16 protein-coding genes are annotated in these 14,978 nt (G+C 67.1%); 15 read left to right on the forward strand and 1 reads right to left on the reverse strand.

Going from position 1 to position 14,978, the window contains the following annotated elements:
- Positions 1-144: 144 nt before the first annotated feature.
- The 14 genes from prfA (at position 145) to G4X40_RS22370 (ending at position 12,505) form a co-directional block, all read left to right on the forward strand.
- Entirely contained in the window at positions 145-1,224 is a 1,080-nt protein-coding gene (prfA, locus tag G4X40_RS22305; RefSeq protein ID WP_277835835.1) for a peptide chain release factor 1, read from the forward strand.
- 73 nt (positions 1,225-1,297) lie between these two features.
- Positions 1,298-2,203 carry a peptide chain release factor N(5)-glutamine methyltransferase gene (gene prmC, locus G4X40_RS22310; RefSeq protein WP_277835836.1) on the forward strand — a complete coding sequence of 302 codons (906 nt, stop codon included), beginning with the start codon at positions 1,298-1,300 and terminating at the stop codon, positions 2,201-2,203.
- A 31-nt stretch (positions 2,204-2,234) separates the two neighbouring features.
- Positions 2,235-2,888 carry an L-threonylcarbamoyladenylate synthase gene (locus G4X40_RS22315; RefSeq protein ID WP_277835837.1) on the forward strand — a complete coding sequence of 218 codons (654 nt, stop codon included), beginning with the start codon at positions 2,235-2,237 and terminating at the stop codon, positions 2,886-2,888.
- Positions 2,889-2,976: 88 nt separating this feature from the next.
- A complete protein-coding gene (locus G4X40_RS22320; RefSeq protein WP_277835838.1) occupies positions 2,977-4,161 on the forward strand; it encodes a glycosyltransferase family 4 protein in 1,185 nt (394 codons plus the stop codon).
- Between the two features lie 45 nt (positions 4,162-4,206).
- Complete coding sequence (locus G4X40_RS22325) at positions 4,207-4,680, forward strand: hypothetical protein (RefSeq protein WP_277835839.1); 474 nt, start codon at positions 4,207-4,209, stop codon at positions 4,678-4,680.
- Positions 4,681-4,929: 249 nt separating this feature from the next.
- A complete protein-coding gene (gene atpB, locus G4X40_RS22330) occupies positions 4,930-5,709 on the forward strand; it encodes a F0F1 ATP synthase subunit A (protein WP_277835849.1) in 780 nt (259 codons plus the stop codon).
- Positions 5,710-5,790: 81 nt separating this feature from the next.
- Positions 5,791-6,036 (forward strand): ATP synthase F0 subunit C, encoded by a 246-nt coding sequence (locus G4X40_RS22335; protein WP_277835840.1) that lies wholly within the window; start codon positions 5,791-5,793, stop codon positions 6,034-6,036.
- Between the two features lie 6 nt (positions 6,037-6,042).
- The gene (locus tag G4X40_RS22340) at positions 6,043-6,609 is read left to right on the forward strand and encodes a F0F1 ATP synthase subunit B (protein WP_277835850.1); all 567 of its coding nucleotides are present in this window, start codon (positions 6,043-6,045) and stop codon (positions 6,607-6,609) included.
- 5 nt (positions 6,610-6,614) lie between these two features.
- Complete coding sequence (locus G4X40_RS22345; protein WP_277835841.1) at positions 6,615-7,439, forward strand: F0F1 ATP synthase subunit delta; 825 nt, start codon at positions 6,615-6,617, stop codon at positions 7,437-7,439.
- Positions 7,440-7,516: 77 nt separating this feature from the next.
- On the forward strand, positions 7,517-9,157 hold the full coding sequence (gene atpA, locus G4X40_RS22350; RefSeq protein ID WP_277835842.1) for a F0F1 ATP synthase subunit alpha: 1,641 nt from the start codon (positions 7,517-7,519) through the stop codon (positions 9,155-9,157).
- Between the two features lie 53 nt (positions 9,158-9,210).
- Positions 9,211-10,185, forward strand: coding sequence for a F0F1 ATP synthase subunit gamma (locus G4X40_RS22355; RefSeq protein WP_277835843.1), 975 nt, complete (start codon positions 9,211-9,213; stop codon positions 10,183-10,185).
- Positions 10,186-10,188: 3 nt separating this feature from the next.
- Positions 10,189-11,634, forward strand: coding sequence for a F0F1 ATP synthase subunit beta (atpD, locus tag G4X40_RS22360; protein WP_277835844.1), 1,446 nt, complete (start codon positions 10,189-10,191; stop codon positions 11,632-11,634).
- A 9-nt stretch (positions 11,635-11,643) separates the two neighbouring features.
- Positions 11,644-12,009 (forward strand): F0F1 ATP synthase subunit epsilon, encoded by a 366-nt coding sequence (locus G4X40_RS22365; protein WP_277835845.1) that lies wholly within the window; start codon positions 11,644-11,646, stop codon positions 12,007-12,009.
- Positions 12,010-12,070: 61 nt separating this feature from the next.
- Entirely contained in the window at positions 12,071-12,505 is a 435-nt protein-coding gene (locus tag G4X40_RS22370) for a DUF2550 domain-containing protein (RefSeq protein WP_277835851.1), read from the forward strand.
- A gap of 27 nt (positions 12,506-12,532) precedes the next feature.
- Here G4X40_RS22370 and G4X40_RS22375 read toward each other — a convergent pair whose 3' ends face one another.
- Positions 12,533-13,108, reverse strand: a complete 576-nt coding sequence (locus G4X40_RS22375; protein ID WP_277835846.1) for a cob(I)yrinic acid a,c-diamide adenosyltransferase — start codon at positions 13,106-13,108, stop codon at positions 12,533-12,535.
- A gap of 102 nt (positions 13,109-13,210) precedes the next feature.
- On the opposite strand from G4X40_RS22375, the gene murA reads away from it, so the two are divergent.
- Positions 13,211-14,488 (forward strand): UDP-N-acetylglucosamine 1-carboxyvinyltransferase, encoded by a 1,278-nt coding sequence (gene murA, locus G4X40_RS22380; protein WP_277835847.1) that lies wholly within the window; start codon positions 13,211-13,213, stop codon positions 14,486-14,488.
- Positions 14,489-14,978 lie beyond the last annotated feature (490 nt).

Below are 14,978 nucleotides of genomic sequence, written 5' to 3' on the forward strand. Positions count from 1 at the left end.
TACAGGTCGGGCGTCGGCTTTTTTGCGTGCCGGCCGCCGCACCGCATGCCGGCGCCGGCACACACGGACACCGGTCGGCACAGTGCTTGTCGCACGGGGCTTGCGGAAGACCGCGTGTCAGAAGTTCGAAGGAGTGGAGCAGCAATGGCGGGGACGACCCAGCCGTCGGCGATCGATGACATCTTGGCCGAGCACGCCGGTCTGGAACAGCAACTGGCGGACCCGGCGCTGCACAACGACCCGGCCGTGGCCCGCAGGGTGGGCAAGCGTTTCGCCGAACTGGCCCCGATCATGGCCGTCCACACGAAGCTGCAGGCGGCTCGGGAGGATCTCGAGGCGGCCCGTGAACTCGCCGCCGATGACCCCGGCTTCGCTGCGGAGGTGCCCGCACTCGAGGCCACCGTCGAGGAACTAGACCAGGCGATGACGGATCTGCTCGCGCCCCGGGATCCGCACGACGGCGACGACGTGGTGCTCGAGGTCAAGTCCGGTGAAGGCGGCGAGGAGTCGGCGTTGTTCGCGTCGGACCTGGCCCGCATGTACGTGCGGTACGCCGAGCGCCACGGATGGCGGGTCGAGATCCTCGACGCGGCGGTCTCCGACCTCGGCGGCTACAAGGAGGCGACGCTCTCGATCAAGTCGAAGGGCGACGCGCGCGACGGTGTCTGGTCCCGGTTCAAGTTCGAGGGCGGCGTGCATCGCGTGCAGCGGGTGCCGGTGACGGAGTCGCAGGGCCGCGTGCACACCTCGGCCGCCGGCGTGTTCATCTACCCGGAACCCGAAGAGGTCGAAGAGGTCCAGATCGACGAGTCTGACCTGCGTATCGACGTCTACCGGTCGTCCGGCAAGGGCGGGCAGGGCGTCAACACCACCGACTCTGCGGTCCGCATCACCCACCTGCCCACGGGCATCGTCGTGACCTGCCAGAACGAGCGTTCACAGCTGCAGAACAAGGCCCGCGCCATGCAGGTGCTCGCCGCCCGGTTGCAGGTCGCGGCCGAGGAGGCGGCAGAGGCGGAGGCATCGGCGGGCCGCGCGAACCAGGTCCGGACCGTCGACCGGTCAGAGCGCATCCGGACCTACAACTTCCCCGAGAACCGCATCACCGATCACCGGATCGGATTCAAGGCCCACAACCTGGACGCGGTACTCGACGGCGACATGGACGCACTGCTCGACGCCCTCGGCAAGGCCGACCGCGAGGCCCGGTTGGCCGCCGAGTGATCCGTCCGGGCCCGGCGTCCTCGCCGGTGTGGTGTGTGTTCGCGCTGTCGGGGCCGCGTGGCAGGCTGGTCGTGTGAGTCGTCAACCGCTTCGCCTCGCAATCCTCGAGGCCACCTCGACCCTGCGTGAGGCCGGCGTGCCGAGCCCGCGGGCCGACGCCGAGATCCTCGCCGCGCACGTCGTCGGGGTCGAACGTACCCGGCTGGGCCTGGTACCGCTGGTCGATGCCGAGGTGATCGACCTCTACCGGTCGCTGGTCGCCGACCGCGCCAAGCGCGTGCCGCTGCAGTACCTGACCGGATCGGTCGCGATCGGCTCGGTCGCGGTGGAGGTCGGTCCGGGGGTGTTCATCCCCCGTCCCGAGACCGAGTTGCTGCTCGGCTGGGCGCTCGCGACCCTCGAGGCGCGCCACAACGCCGAGACGCCGCAGGTGGTGATGGACCTGTGCACCGGTTCGGGTGCGCTCGCGCTGGCGATCGCCCACGCACTACCGGATGCCGTCGTGCACGCGGTCGAACTGGACCCGAACGCGCTGGCCTGGGCGCGGCGCAATGCCGACAAGCGGGCGCAGGCGGGGGACACCCCCGTGAATCTGTACCGCGGCGACGTGACCGACCGGGACCTGCTCGGCGAACTCGAGGGCCGGGTCGACCTGATCGTGGCGAACCCGCCGTACGTTCCCGCCGGTGCGGAAGTGGAACAGGAAGTGGCCGAACACGATCCGGCGATGGCGGTCTTCGCCGGGGCAGACGGCCTCGACGTGATCAAGCCGATGGTCAACAACGCTGCGCGCTGGTTGCGCATCGGCGGCGCGATCGCCGTCGAGCACGACGACACCAACGGCGCGCAGGTGGCGGAACTGTTCCGGTCCCGGCGCGTGTTCGGCGATGTCGAGCAGCACCTCGACCTGACCGGGAAGCCACGGTTCGTGGTCGCCCGCAGGGTGGCGACGGAAGCAGAGGCGGACCGGCTTCGGTGATCGCCTACCGCGAGTGATTGGATGGATGTTCGTGAGCACTGTGTACGACTGCGCTGATCCGGAATCCCGGTCCGTTGGCCTGACGGCCGCGGCCGGCGCACTCAGGTCGGGTCGGCTGGTGGTCCTGCCGACCGACACCGTGTACGGCCTGGGTTGCGACGCGTTCGACAGCGAGGGCGTCTCCGCACTGCTGCGCACCAAGGGGCGCGGCCGCGACATGCCGGTACCGGTGCTGGTCGGCTCGTGGACCACCATCGATGGGCTGGTGTTCGGGGTCGACCCGCGCGCGCGTGACCTCATCCAGGCGTTCTGGCCCGGCGGGCTGAGTCTGGTTGTGCGGCAGGCGCCGTCGCTGTCCTGGGACCTCGGTGACACCCGCGGCACGGTGATGCTGCGGATGCCGCTGCACCCGGTGGCGCTGGAGTTGCTGCGCGAGGTCGGCCCGCTGGCGGTCTCGAGCGCGAACATCTCGGGCCGTCCGCCCGCCACGACGGTGTCCGAGGCCCGCGCACAGCTGGGCAGCGCGGTCGGGGTCTACCTCGACGGCGGCACCTGCGAGCACTCGGTGCCGTCGACGATCATCGACATGACGGACACCACGCCGAGGATCCTTCGCGAGGGTGCGGTCTCGGCGGAATCGCTCGGCGAGGTGCTGGGGTTGCCCGTCGGGCAACTGCGTGCATGACCCGGTCGCGCAACCGCGGATGTGACGGGTTCCGCTGCGGCGCGCCGTCCCGTCCGTCGCGGCGGCGCCGGTTGTGGTGGGTAGCGTCATGAGCGTGATTGCCCATCGAACGGTCGACCCGGCCGTGACGTTGCTGGCGCAGTCCGGCGGGGGAGCGGGCATCCCGCTGCGGGAGCTCGGCCTGATCGCGCTGGCCGCGGCGATCGTCACCTATCTGGTCACCGGTGGCGTGCGGGTGCTGGCGATCCGCTTCGGCGCCCTTGCCTACCCACGCGACCGCGACGTGCACGTCAAGCCGACACCGCGCCTCGGTGGTGTCGGCATGTTCATCGGGCTGGTCGCGGCGCTGGCGCTCGCCGGGCAACTGCCCGCACTGGCGCGTGGCTTCGAGTTCAACTCCGACATACCGGCGGTGATGGTCGCCAGTGCGGTGATCGTGCTGGTCGGGATCATCGACGACCGGTGGGGGCTCGACGCGCTGACGAAGTTCGTCGGCCAGGTGACCGCCGCCGGCGTGCTGGTGGTCATGGGCGTGACCTGGTACCTGCTGTACATGCCGTTCGGCGGGGGTAGCACGCTCGTGCTCGACCAACTGCAGGCCGGGCTGGTCACGGTGCTGGTCACCGTCGTGATGATCAACGCGATGAACTTCGTCGACGGGCTCGACGGCCTGGCGGCCGGCCTCGGGCTGATCGCGGCGTCGGCGATCTGCGTGTTCTCGATCGGTCTGCTCCGTGCTCAGGGCGGCGACGTGAGCGCCTATCCGCCGGCGATGATCGCAGCCGCGCTCGCGGGTGCCTGTCTCGGCTTCCTGCCGCACAACTTCCAGCCCGCCCGGATCTTCATGGGCGACTCGGGTTCCATGCTCATCGGGCTGACGCTGTCGGCGGCGTCGACGAGTGCCTCCGGGCGGATCAGCCTGGCCGCGTACGGCGCCCGGGATCTGCTCGCGCTGCTCTCGCCGGTCCTCGTCGTCGGTGCGGTCATGTTCATCCCGGTGCTGGATCTGCTGCTGGCCATCGTGCGCCGGACCCGCGCCGGACGCAGCCCGTTCAGTCCGGACAAGATGCACCTGCACCATCGGTTGTTGCAGATCGGCCACTCGCACCGCCGCGTGGTGCTGGTCATCTACCTGTGGACCGCGCTGCTCGCGTTCAGCGCGGTGGCCGGTGCGCTGTTGGACAAGCGAATCGTCTTGCCCGCCATCGCCGCCGGTCTGGTCTGCGCACTGGTGGTCACTATCGTGCCGCGGCTCAAGCGTCTGCGCACCTGACCTGGGCTGCCGGGGCCCGCGTGGTTGCCGGTACCCTCGAAGCCTGTGACCTCCCCCGAGAAATCCGCGACCCCCACGGTCGGTGCCGTGCCCGACCAACTCGCGCCGCTGCGCGCGGCCGTGCGCTATGGGCTCGTCGGGCTGATCGCACTCACCGTGATCAGCGCGATCATCGCGACCTCGCTGGCCGGACTGCCGGGGCTGTGGGGCACCTTGATCGGTGCCGCCGTGGGCGGAGGCTTCATCCTGTGCACCGTGGTGGTCGTGCTCTCGACCGCCCATTCCAATCCGGGTACCGCCGGCGCGGTGTTGCTGGGCAGCTGGCTCGCCAAGATCATCGTGGCGATCGTCGTGATGGTGGCGATCAAGGGCATGACCTTCTACGACAAGTACGCCTTGGTCGGCACGATCATCGCCGCCATCGTCGTGCTGCTGTCCGCGGAGACCTACGCGATCCTCAAGTTGCGTGTGCCGTACGTGGATCCGATGCCGGAATCCGGCCAAAACGACAAAAAATAGTACTACACTGTGTCGTAATCGATTCAGATCGACCCTGATATCAGGTTTTTGCCAGGTGCTTGGTACGCTGCCTGCAACGGAACGCCTGAGTAGCAGCGAATTCTCCGGATTCGCGCCCTCGGGACTACCCGTGGGTAACGCCCGCTGAGGGCTGATGCCCCGCGAACCGCCTGAATCAACGCCACATCCGATCGAACCGCAGCCGGACGGACTGTGGCCCGAGAACGGGAGAGACCGCTGACCGCCACGATACTGGCAAGTGGAGAGTTCCACGCGCCTTCCATTGACGAGTTCTTCCCCGGTGGGCTCCTCTTCACGGGTACGCCGTTCGAGATCAACCGCATCATGATGGTGCGTCTGATCATGACGGCGGTCCTGCTGCTGTTCTTCGTCATCGCGATGCGCAGCCCGAAGCTGATCCCGCGCGGTGTGCAGAATGTCGCCGAGTACGGCCTGGACTTCGTGCGCATCCACATCGCGGAGGAAATCCTCGGCAAGGAGCAGGGCAAGCGTTTCCTGCCGCTGCTGACCTCGATCTTCTTCATGGTGTTCGCGCTCAACCTGTCGAGCATCATCCCCTTCCTGAACGTTTCCTCGAACGCCCTGATCGGCGCGCCCCTGGTCTGCGCGGTCGTTGCGTACATCGCCTTCAACTACGTCGGCGTCAAGAAGTACGGCCTGAAGTTCTACAAGGCCTCCGTGGTGGTCCCCAACCTGCCGCCGGCCCTGCACATCCTGGTCATCCCGATCGAGTTCGTCTCGACCTTCGTCCTCCGGCCGTTCACGCTCACCATCCGTCTCATGGCGAACATGCTCGCCGGCGACATCATGCTGGTGCTGTTCTGGACCGCGACCCACTACTTCCTGTTGCAGGCCTCCGGGGGCATGCACGTCTTCGCCATCGGCGGTTTGGCCGGCGCGATCCTGATCACGCTGTTCGAGCTGCTGGAGATCATCCTGCAGGCGTACATCTTCGTCCTGCTGACCGCTGTCTACATCGATCTCTCACTGCACGCGGCCGAGCACTGACCCGGACGCAACAGACCGCACCACCAAGATCTGACCCGCCCGGAACCCCGGTCGGGCCAACTGAAAGGGAAACGGAACAACATGAGCTACCTCGCTGAGACCCTCGCGTCGAAGGATGCCTTCACCGGTAGTGCGAGTGCCATCGGTTACGGCCTCGCGGCCATCGGCCCCGGCGTCGGTATCGGCATCGTGGTCGGTAAGGCCATCGAGGGCATGGTCCGCCAGCCCGAGATGTCCGGCCAGGTGCGTACCACGATGTTCCTCGGTATCGCGTTCACCGAGGCGCTGGCCCTGATCGGTATCGTCACCGGCTTCATCTTCAGCTAAGCCATGTTGAGCGCGAAGCTGGCCGTTCTGGCGGCCGACGAGACAACCCAGAACCCGATCCTGCCCAAGACGCCGGACATCATCTGGTCCGCGGTTGTGCTGGTGATCATCCTCGCCGTCTTCTGGAAGTTCGTCCTGCCCAAGATGCAGGCCGTCATGGACGAGCGCGGGGACAAGATCGAGGGTGGCATCAAGCGGGCCGAGGAGGCCCAGGCAGAGGCCAAGGCGGCGCTGGAGCAGTACACCGCTCAGCTCGCCGAGGCGCGCATCGAAGCCGCCAAGATCCGCGACGACGCGCACGAGCAGGGTCGCCAGATCCTGGCCGAGATGAAGGTCAAGGCGCAGGAGGAGAGCGACAGGATCGTGGCCGCAGGCCACAGTCAGCTCGTCGCCCAGCGCCAGCAGATCATCGCCGAGCTGCGTGGCGACCTCGGTCGCACTGCGGTCGATCTGGCCGAGCGTGTCATCGGCGAGTCGCTGTCCGACGACGTCAAGCGCACGGGCTCGATCGACCGGTTCCTCGATGAACTCGATGCCCTCGGTGAGCCCGTTGCGGGTAAGGCAGGGAAGTGAACGAAATGTACGCAGCCAGCCGTGAAGCGCTGGGTCACGTACGTGCCGCGCTGGACACCGCCCTGGCCGCGGCGCCGGCCGGCGGTGCCACCGCGGTAGCAGCCACGGTGGGTTCCGAGCTCTTCTCGGTGGTCGAGACGCTGGACGGCGAGCGCAGTCTGCGCGGCCTGCTGGCCGACGCCTCGACCGACCCGCAGGCGCGTCGGCAGCTCGCCACGCGCCTGCTCGAGGGCAAGGTGACCGCCGAGACGCTCGCGACCGTCGTGGATGCGGTCGGTCAGCAGTGGTCGCAGCCGAGCGACCTCGCGGACGCGCTGGAACTGCTGGGCCGAGAGTCGCTGCTCAGGGCGGCCGCGGACCAGCAACAGCTCGACACCGTCGAGGACGAGCTGTTCCGCCTCGGGCGCATCGTTGCCGGCGACACCGAGCTCGAGAAGGTTCTCTCGGACCGGACCGCAGCGGTGGGCCGCAAGCAGCAGCTGCTCGCGAAGTTGCTGTACGGCAAGGTCACCGCGATCACCGAGTCGTTGGCGACGCAGGCCATCGGCCGGCTGCGGGGCACCCCGGCGGGCACGTTCGACCAGCTGTCGAACCTCGCCGCGGCGCAGCGTGAGCAGACCGTGGCGCACGTGCGCAGCGCCCAGGCGTTGACCGGGGAGCAGTTCACCAAGCTCACTGACACGCTGACCCGCATCTACGGTCGTCCGGTGACCGTCCACGTGGAGGTCGATCGCGACCTGCTCGGTGGTCTGGTCATCCGGATCGGCGACGAAGTGATCGACGGCAGCGCCACGGGCCGGCTGGCCGCGGTGCGCAAGGCCCTCGGCTGAGCAATCCGACAAACTAGACCAACCACAGCGGTGTCACCCCAGATACCCGAGCGCATGCAGGAAGAGCAGGCAGAATTATGGCGGAGCTGACGATCTCCTCCGACGAAATCCGTAGCGCGATTGAGAACTACACCTCGAGCTACTCCCCGGAGGCCTCCCGCGAGGAGGTCGGCGTGGTGGCCGACACCAGCGACGGCATCGCGCACATCAGCGGTCTGCCGTCGGTGATGGCGAACGAGTTGCTCGAGTTCCCGGGCGGTGTCCTCGGCGTCGCCCTGAACCTGGAGGCCCGCGAGGTCGGTGCGGTCGTCCTGGGCAACTACGAGGGGATCGAGGAAGGCCAGGAGGTCAAGCGCACCGGAGACGTCCTCTCGGTGCCGGTCGGCGACGCCTTCCTCGGCCGCGTCGTCAACCCGCTGGGCCAGCCGATCGACGGCCTGGGTGACATCGCCTCCGAAGAGACCCGTGCGCTCGAGTTGCAGGCGGCCACCGTGCTGGAGCGTCAGCCCGTCGAGGAGCCGATGCAGACCGGCATCAAGGCGATCGACGCGATGACCCCGATCGGCCGCGGCCAGCGTCAGCTGGTCATCGGCGACCGCAAGACCGGCAAGACCGCGGTCTGCGTCGACGCGATCCTGAACCAGAAGGCCGCCTGGGCGACCGGCGACCCGACGAAGCAGGTCCGCTGCATCTACGTCGCCGTCGGCCAGAAGGGCTCGACCATCGCGGGTGTCAAGACCGCGCTGGAAGAGGCCGGTGCGATGGAGTACACCACCATCGTCGCCGCTCCTGCGTCCGACTCCGCCGGCTTCAAGTGGCTCGCGCCCTACACGGGTTCCGCCATCGGTCAGCACTGGATGTACCAGGGCAAGCACGTCCTGATCGTGTTCGACGACCTGACCAAGCAGGCCGAGGCCTACCGCGCCATCTCCCTGCTGCTGCGTCGCCCGCCGGGCCGCGAGGCGTACCCGGGTGACGTCTTCTACCTGCACTCGCGTCTGCTGGAGCGTTGCGCCAAGCTGTCCGACGCGATGGGCGCGGGCTCGATGACCGGCCTGCCGATCATCGAGACCAAGGCCAACGATGTCTCGGCCTACATTCCGACCAACGTCATCTCCATCACGGACGGCCAGGTCTTCCTCGAGTCCGACCTCTTCAACAAGGGTGTGCGCCCGGCGATCAACGTCGGCATCTCCGTTTCCCGTGTCGGTGGCGCCGCGCAGACCAAGGGTATGAAGAAGGTTTCGGGTTCGCTGCGTCTGGACCTGGCCCAGTTCCGTGAGCTCGAGGCGTTCTCGGCGTTCGCCTCCGACCTGGATGCCGCGTCGAAGGCCCAGCTGGATCGTGGTGCGCGTCTGGTCGAGCTGCTCAAGCAGGACCAGTACTCCCCTGTCGCGGTCGAGGATCAGATCGTCTCGATCTACCTCGCAGGCGAGGGCCACTACGACTCGGTGCCGGTCGACGACGTCCGCCGGTTCGAGGCCGAGCTGCTCGAGGACCTGCACCGCAACGCCGGTGGCGTGTACGAGGCGATCGCCGGTGGCAAGGCCCTCGACGACGAGTCGGCAGCCGCGCTGGTCGCCGCGACCAACCGCTTCAAGCAGGGCTTCCTCGCCTCTGACGGCAGCCGTGTGGTCAACGAGGCGACCCCCGAGGCGCTCGCCGCCGACGAGGTCGGCCAGGAAACCGTCACCGTCAACCGCACCTCCGTCAAGTAGGTGAACGGACAGATGAGTGTTTCGGCGATCCAGGAAGGGAGTGTGACTGACTAATGGCGAATCTGCGCGAACTGCGCTCGAGGATCAAGTCAGTCAACTCGACCAAGAAGATCACGAAGGCGCAGGAACTGATCGCGACCTCGCGGATCACCAAGGCACAGGCGCGGGTGGCCGCGTCGAAGCCCTATGCCGTCGAGATCACGAAGGTCCTCACCGAACTCGCGAGCGCGTCGGCGTCGCTGGACCACCCGCTGCTCAACGAGCGGCAGGCGTCCAAGCGTGCGGCGATCCTGGTGGTCACCAGTGACCGCGGCATGTGTGGTGGCTACAACTCCAACGTCCTCAAGGAGGCCGAGGAGCTGGCGCAGCTGTTGCGCAGCGAGGGCAAGGACCCGGTGCTGTACGTGCTCGGCGCGAAGGGGCTCGGGTACTACACGTTCCGCGGGCGCTCGGTCGCCGGCGCATGGACCGGCTTCTCCCAGCAGCCCGGCTACGCGGATGCGCGGCGCGCGGGTCAGCACCTTGTCGAGTTGTTCCTCGCCGGCTCCGGCAACGAGGTCGAGGCGATGAACGGCGAGGGCACGGTCGAAGGCGTGGACGAGCTCCACATCGTCTACACCCAGTTCGTGTCGATGCTCACCCAGACGCCGATGGTCCGGCGGATGGCCCCGCTGGAGGTCGATTACCACGACGAGGTGATCGAGCTCGGCGAGGACATGCTGACGGACGGCCAGTCGAGCGAGGGCATCGCACCTGCTTACAACTTCGAGCCCGAGCCCGAGGCGTTGTTGGCGGCGCTGCTGCCGAAGTACATCAACACCCGCATCTACTCGGCGCTGCTCGATGCGGCCGCGTCGGAGTCAGCGGCCCGTCGTACCGCCATGAAGGCGGCGACGGACAATGCAAACGAGCTGGTCCAGAATCTGAGCCGCGAGGCGAACCAGGCTCGTCAAGCCCAGATCACCCAGGAAATCAGCGAGATCGTCGGCGGCGCGAACGCGTTGGCGGATAGCGCAGGAAGAGACTAAGCAATGACCGCAGCTGTGACGCAAGAAAACGCGACGGGTACCGGTACCGCCGGCCGCGTCGTGCGGGTCATCGGTCCCGTTGTGGACGTTGAGTTCCCGCGTGGCTTCATCCCCGACCTGTTCAACGCCCTGCATGCGGAGGTCACCCTCCCGGCGGTCGCCAAGACGCTGACCCTCGAGGTCGCTCAGCACCTCGGCGACAACCTGGTGCGCACCATTTCGATGCAGCCCACCGACGGCCTGGTCCGCGGCACCCCGGTGTCCGACACCGGCAAGTCGATCTCGGTTCCGGTCGGCGACGTCGTCAAGGGCCACGTGTTCAACGCCCTCGGTGACTGCCTCGACGCACCGGGCACCGGTCGTGACGGTGAGCAGTGGAGCATCCACCGCCAGCCGCCGCCGTTCGATCAGCTCGAGGGCAAGACCGAGATCCTCGAGACCGGCATCAAGGTCATCGACCTGCTGACGCCGTACGTCAAGGGCGGCAAGATCGGTCTCTTCGGCGGCGCCGGTGTCGGCAAGACCGTTCTGATCCAGGAGATGATCACCCGTATCGCGCGTGAGTTCTCCGGCACGTCGGTGTTCGCCGGCGTCGGTGAGCGCACCCGTGAGGGCACCGACCTCATCCTGGAAATGGACGAGATGGGCGTGCTGCCCGACACCGCGTTGGTGTTCGGTCAGATGGACGAGCCGCCGGGCACCCGTATGCGCGTGGCGCTGTCCGCGCTGACCATGGCGGAGTACTTCCGCGATGTGCAGGGCCAGGACGTGCTGCTGTTCATCGACAACATCTTCCGTTTCACCCAGGCCGGTTCCGAGGTCTCCACGCTGCTGGGCCGTATGCCCTCCGCGGTGGGTTACCAGCCGACCCTGGCGGACGAGATGGGCCAGCTCCAGGAGCGGATCACCTCGACCCGTGGTCGGTCGATCACCTCGCTGCAGGCGATCTACGTCCCCGCGGACGACTACACCGACCCGGCGCCGGCGACGACCTTCGCTCACCTGGATGCGACCACCGAGCTCTCGCGTGCGATCACCCAGAAGGGCATCTACCCCGCGGTGGACCCGCTGACCTCGACCTCCCGGATCCTCGAGCCGGCGATCGTCGGCGACGAGCACTACCGGGTCGCCCAGGAGGTCATCCGGATCCTGCAGAAGTACAAGGAACTGCAGGACATCATCGCGATCCTCGGCATGGACGAGCTCTCCGAAGAGGACAAGGTCCTCGTCGGCCGCGCCCGTCGCCTGGAGAAGTTCCTCGGCCAGAACTTCCTGGTCGCCGAGAAGTTCACGGGTCAGGTCGGCTCCGTGGTGCCGCTCACCGACACCATCGAGGCGTTCGACAAGGTCACGAAGGGTGAGTACGACCACCTGCCCGAGCAGGCGTTCAACAGCTGCGGTGGGCTCGACGACGTCGAGGCCAACGCCGCCAAGATCGCCGGGAAGTGACGGTAACCCGTGGCTGAGATGACCGTTGAGCTGGTCGCGGTCGAGGAGCGGCTCTGGTCGGGCACCGCGAAGCTGGTGTCCGCCCAGACCACCGAGGGCGAGATCGGCATCATGCCCGGCCACGAGCCGGTGCTCGGTGAACTGGCCGAGGGCGGAGTCGTCGCCATCACCACCACCGACGGCGAGCGGGTCGTGGCGGCGGTGCACGGCGGGTTCCTGTCGGTGACCGCGACCAAGGTGAGTATTCTTGCCGAGTCGGCCGATTGGGCCCAGGAGATCGATCTCGAGGCAGCCAAGGCAGCTCTTGCCGAGGCCACCGACGAGTCGGCGAAACTGGTCGCCCGCGGGCAGATTCGCGCAGTCGAACGCGCCTGAACCGGCTGACCGAACCGAGACAAGCCGCGACGAGCCAGGAGTTCGAGCATTGCACACCGGAATGATTGTGTTGATCATTCTGATTGTGCTGCTCGTAGCCTGGCTCGTCGCGGCTTTCGGCTATCGGTTTGCGGTGTTGCGCAAGGAGGGGACGTCCGCCATCGTGCGGGCACTGCCTGCCGCTGACGGCATCGGCTGGCGGCACGGCGTCATTCGTTACAGCGAGAACACGCTGTGGTTCTACAGGTTGACCAGTGTGCGGATCGGCCCCGATCGGCACATTCAGCGGCAGGGTATCGAGGTCATCGGACGCCGCGGTCCCAAGGATTCCGAATACGACATCATGACCGACGAGATCTCCATACTCGAGGTGCGTGACGGGGACCGCCGCTACGAGTTTGCGTTCGATCTGGGCGCGCTCACCGCCTTCCTGTCGTGGGTGGAGTCGCGGCCCTCGGTGCGCTCCAAACGACGTCGCCCCCGGTTGGAGCGCTGACGGTACGCGGCAGCGGGGTCCAGCGGTTCAGTTGGCGCCGGCGCCGGGTCGCCAAAGGACGTCGCCCTCGGGGTTGGCGACCCGGGCGAGTATGAACAGCAGGTCCGACAGCCGGTTGAGGTACGTCGCCGGCAGTACCGCGGTGTCGTCGGGAGCGACCTGGATCTGGGCCCACGCGGAGCGCTCGGCCCGGCGCGCGAGCGTGCGCGCGCAGTGCAGCAGCGCCGCGAGCGCGGTGCCCCCGGGGAGAATGAACGAGTTCAGCGGCGTCAACGCCTCGTTGAACTCGTCGCACCACTGCTCGAGCCGGTCGATGTAACTCGGCAGCACCCGCAGGGGCGGGTGCTTCGGCTCCGACACGACAGGGGTCGACAGGTCGGCGCCGGCGTCGAAGAGATCGTTCTGTACCTGGCGCAGTACCTCGAGCATCCGGGCGTCCGGATGGCCGAGGGCGATCGCCACCCCGATGGCGGAGTTCGTCTCGTCGCAGTCGGCGTAGGCGACCAACCGCGGGTCCGTCTTGGCCACGCGCGAGAAATCGGACAGTCCCGTGGTCCCGTCGTCGCCGGTACGGGTGTAGATGCGTGTGAGATGAACGGCCATGCCGGTACGGTACGCGCCGGACCCGACGGGCGCAGCCCCCGCAACGGTCCGGCCGACCGCGGTTCGTCCGTGGTCGGGCCCGCTCGCTTAGGCTGTTCGCCTGTGAGCGATCGATTTCTGGTGACCGGTGGCAGCCGACTGGTCGGTGAGGTGTCCGTGGGCGGCGCGAAGAACAGCGTCCTCAAGCTCATGGCGGCAACGTTGCTGGCCGAGGGCACGACCACGATCACGAATTGTCCCGACATTCTCGACGTGCCACTGATGGCCGAGGTGTTGCGCGGATTGGGCTGCGAGGTCGAACTCGAGGATTCGACGGTACGCATCACGACGCCGGGGGAGCCCAAGCACCACGCGGACTTCGACGCGGTCAAACAGTTCCGGGCATCCGTCTGTGTCCTGGGGCCGCTGGTCGCCCGGTGCCATCGGGCGGTCGTCGCCCTGCCCGGCGGCGACGCCATCGGATCACGCCCACTGGACATGCACCAGAACGGCTTGCGGCAGCTCGGTGCGCACACCGAGATCGAGCACGGTTGTGTTGTCGCGGAGGCGCATGAACTGCACGGGGCGGAGATCCGGCTCGAGTTCCCGTCCGTGGGGGCCACCGAGAACATCCTGATGGCATCGGTACTTGCGGACGGTGTCACGACGATCGTCAACGCAGCGCGTGAACCCGACATCGTCGACCTGTGCACGATGCTGGTCGAGATGGGAGCCGACGTCCGCGGCGCCGGCACGTCGACGCTCACCGTCCGGGGTGTGCCGCGGTTGCACCCGACCACGCATCGGGTGATCGGCGACCGGATCGTCGCTGCGACGTGGGGAATAGCCGCATCGATGACCCGCGGCGATGTCACGGTCACCGGCGTGGACCCGGACCACCTCCGACTCGTACTCGACAAGTTGTCGGCCGCCGGCGCGACCGTGACCACCGAGCTCGACGGATTCCGGGTCGTCCAGGAGAGCCGGCCGCGCGCGGTGAACTTCGCGACGCTTCCCTATCCGGGATTCCCGACCGATCTGCAACCGATGGCCATCGGTCTCGCGGCCGTCGCCGCCGGAACGTCGATGATCACGGAGAACGTCTTCGAAGCGAGGTTCCGCTTCGTGGAGGAGATGATCCGGCTCGGTGCGGATGCGCGGACCGATGGTCATCACGCGGTGGTGCGGGGGATTGCGCAACTCTCCAGTGCTCCGGTCTGGTCCTCGGACATCCGTGCCGGCGCGGGCCTCGTCCTCGCCGGACTCTGCGCCGACGGGGTGACGGAGGTGCACGACGTCTTCCACATCGATCGTGGATACCCCCTGTTCGTGGAGAAATTGCAGCAGCTGGGGGGCGGTATCGAGCGAGTGGTCGGTGGGGCCGCAGGCAGTGCGGATTGATTCCCATACGGGATGTGCCCGGGGTCACAGGAACTCGATTCCCGTGTCGTCGGGCAGATGTAGCCGGCTGACCTGCGGTGATAGTTTACGGCAAGCTTCTGACCAGCGAGTTTGCGTACTGTCGAGGTGGTGCGTAACTTAGTCCAGGTCAGAGCGACACGGACACCGACCCGGACCCGTGAGGGGCTGGGAAACGAGGTTGGACGAAGGCGCCTGACGGATTGCCCGGCCAGGGATTGCATCCCGCAGGCCAATGGGCTAGTCTGGAACAGTTGCCCCGGAGAGATCGAGATTGTTTCTCGGTGTTGATGGTGTGTGCGTGTTCTTTGAGAACTCAACAGTGTGCCGATGAAAGTCAGTGCCAAATTTTTTTTGGTGCATCCCGCATCGTTTGGATGTGGGTGTTGCTGATCGTTTCACACCCCCGTGTGGGATGGTCAGTGTTTTTGCTAGTTTGAGTTTTTTTTGCTAGTGATTTGACTCGATGTCT

Source organism: Speluncibacter jeojiensis (assembly GCF_029589495.1).
GTDB classification, from domain to species: Bacteria; Actinomycetota; Actinomycetes; order Mycobacteriales; family Mycobacteriaceae; genus Speluncibacter; species Speluncibacter jeojiensis.

Bases quoted from the DNA above. Each gene is read 5' to 3' on its own strand.
- G4X40_RS22320 (WP_277835838.1), top strand. From the start codon at position 2,977: ATGAGCGTGATTGCCCATCGAACGGTCGACCCGGCCGTGACGTTGCTG.
- G4X40_RS22335 (WP_277835840.1), top strand. From the start codon at position 5,791: ATGAGCTACCTCGCTGAGACCCTCGCGTCGAAGGATGCCTTCACCGGT.
- atpA (WP_277835842.1), top strand. From the start codon at position 7,517: ATGGCGGAGCTGACGATCTCCTCCGACGAAATCCGTAGCGCGATTGAG.
- prfA (WP_277835835.1), top strand. From the start codon at position 145: ATGGCGGGGACGACCCAGCCGTCGGCGATCGATGACATCTTGGCCGAG.
- G4X40_RS22375 (WP_277835846.1), bottom strand. From the start codon at position 13,108: ATGGCCGTTCATCTCACACGCATCTACACCCGTACCGGCGACGACGGG.
- atpD (WP_277835844.1), top strand. From the start codon at position 10,189: ATGACCGCAGCTGTGACGCAAGAAAACGCGACGGGTACCGGTACCGCC.
- G4X40_RS22345 (WP_277835841.1), top strand. From the start codon at position 6,615: ATGTACGCAGCCAGCCGTGAAGCGCTGGGTCACGTACGTGCCGCGCTG.
- G4X40_RS22370 (WP_277835851.1), top strand. From the start codon at position 12,071: ATGATTGTGTTGATCATTCTGATTGTGCTGCTCGTAGCCTGGCTCGTC.
- G4X40_RS22355 (WP_277835843.1), top strand. From the start codon at position 9,211: ATGGCGAATCTGCGCGAACTGCGCTCGAGGATCAAGTCAGTCAACTCG.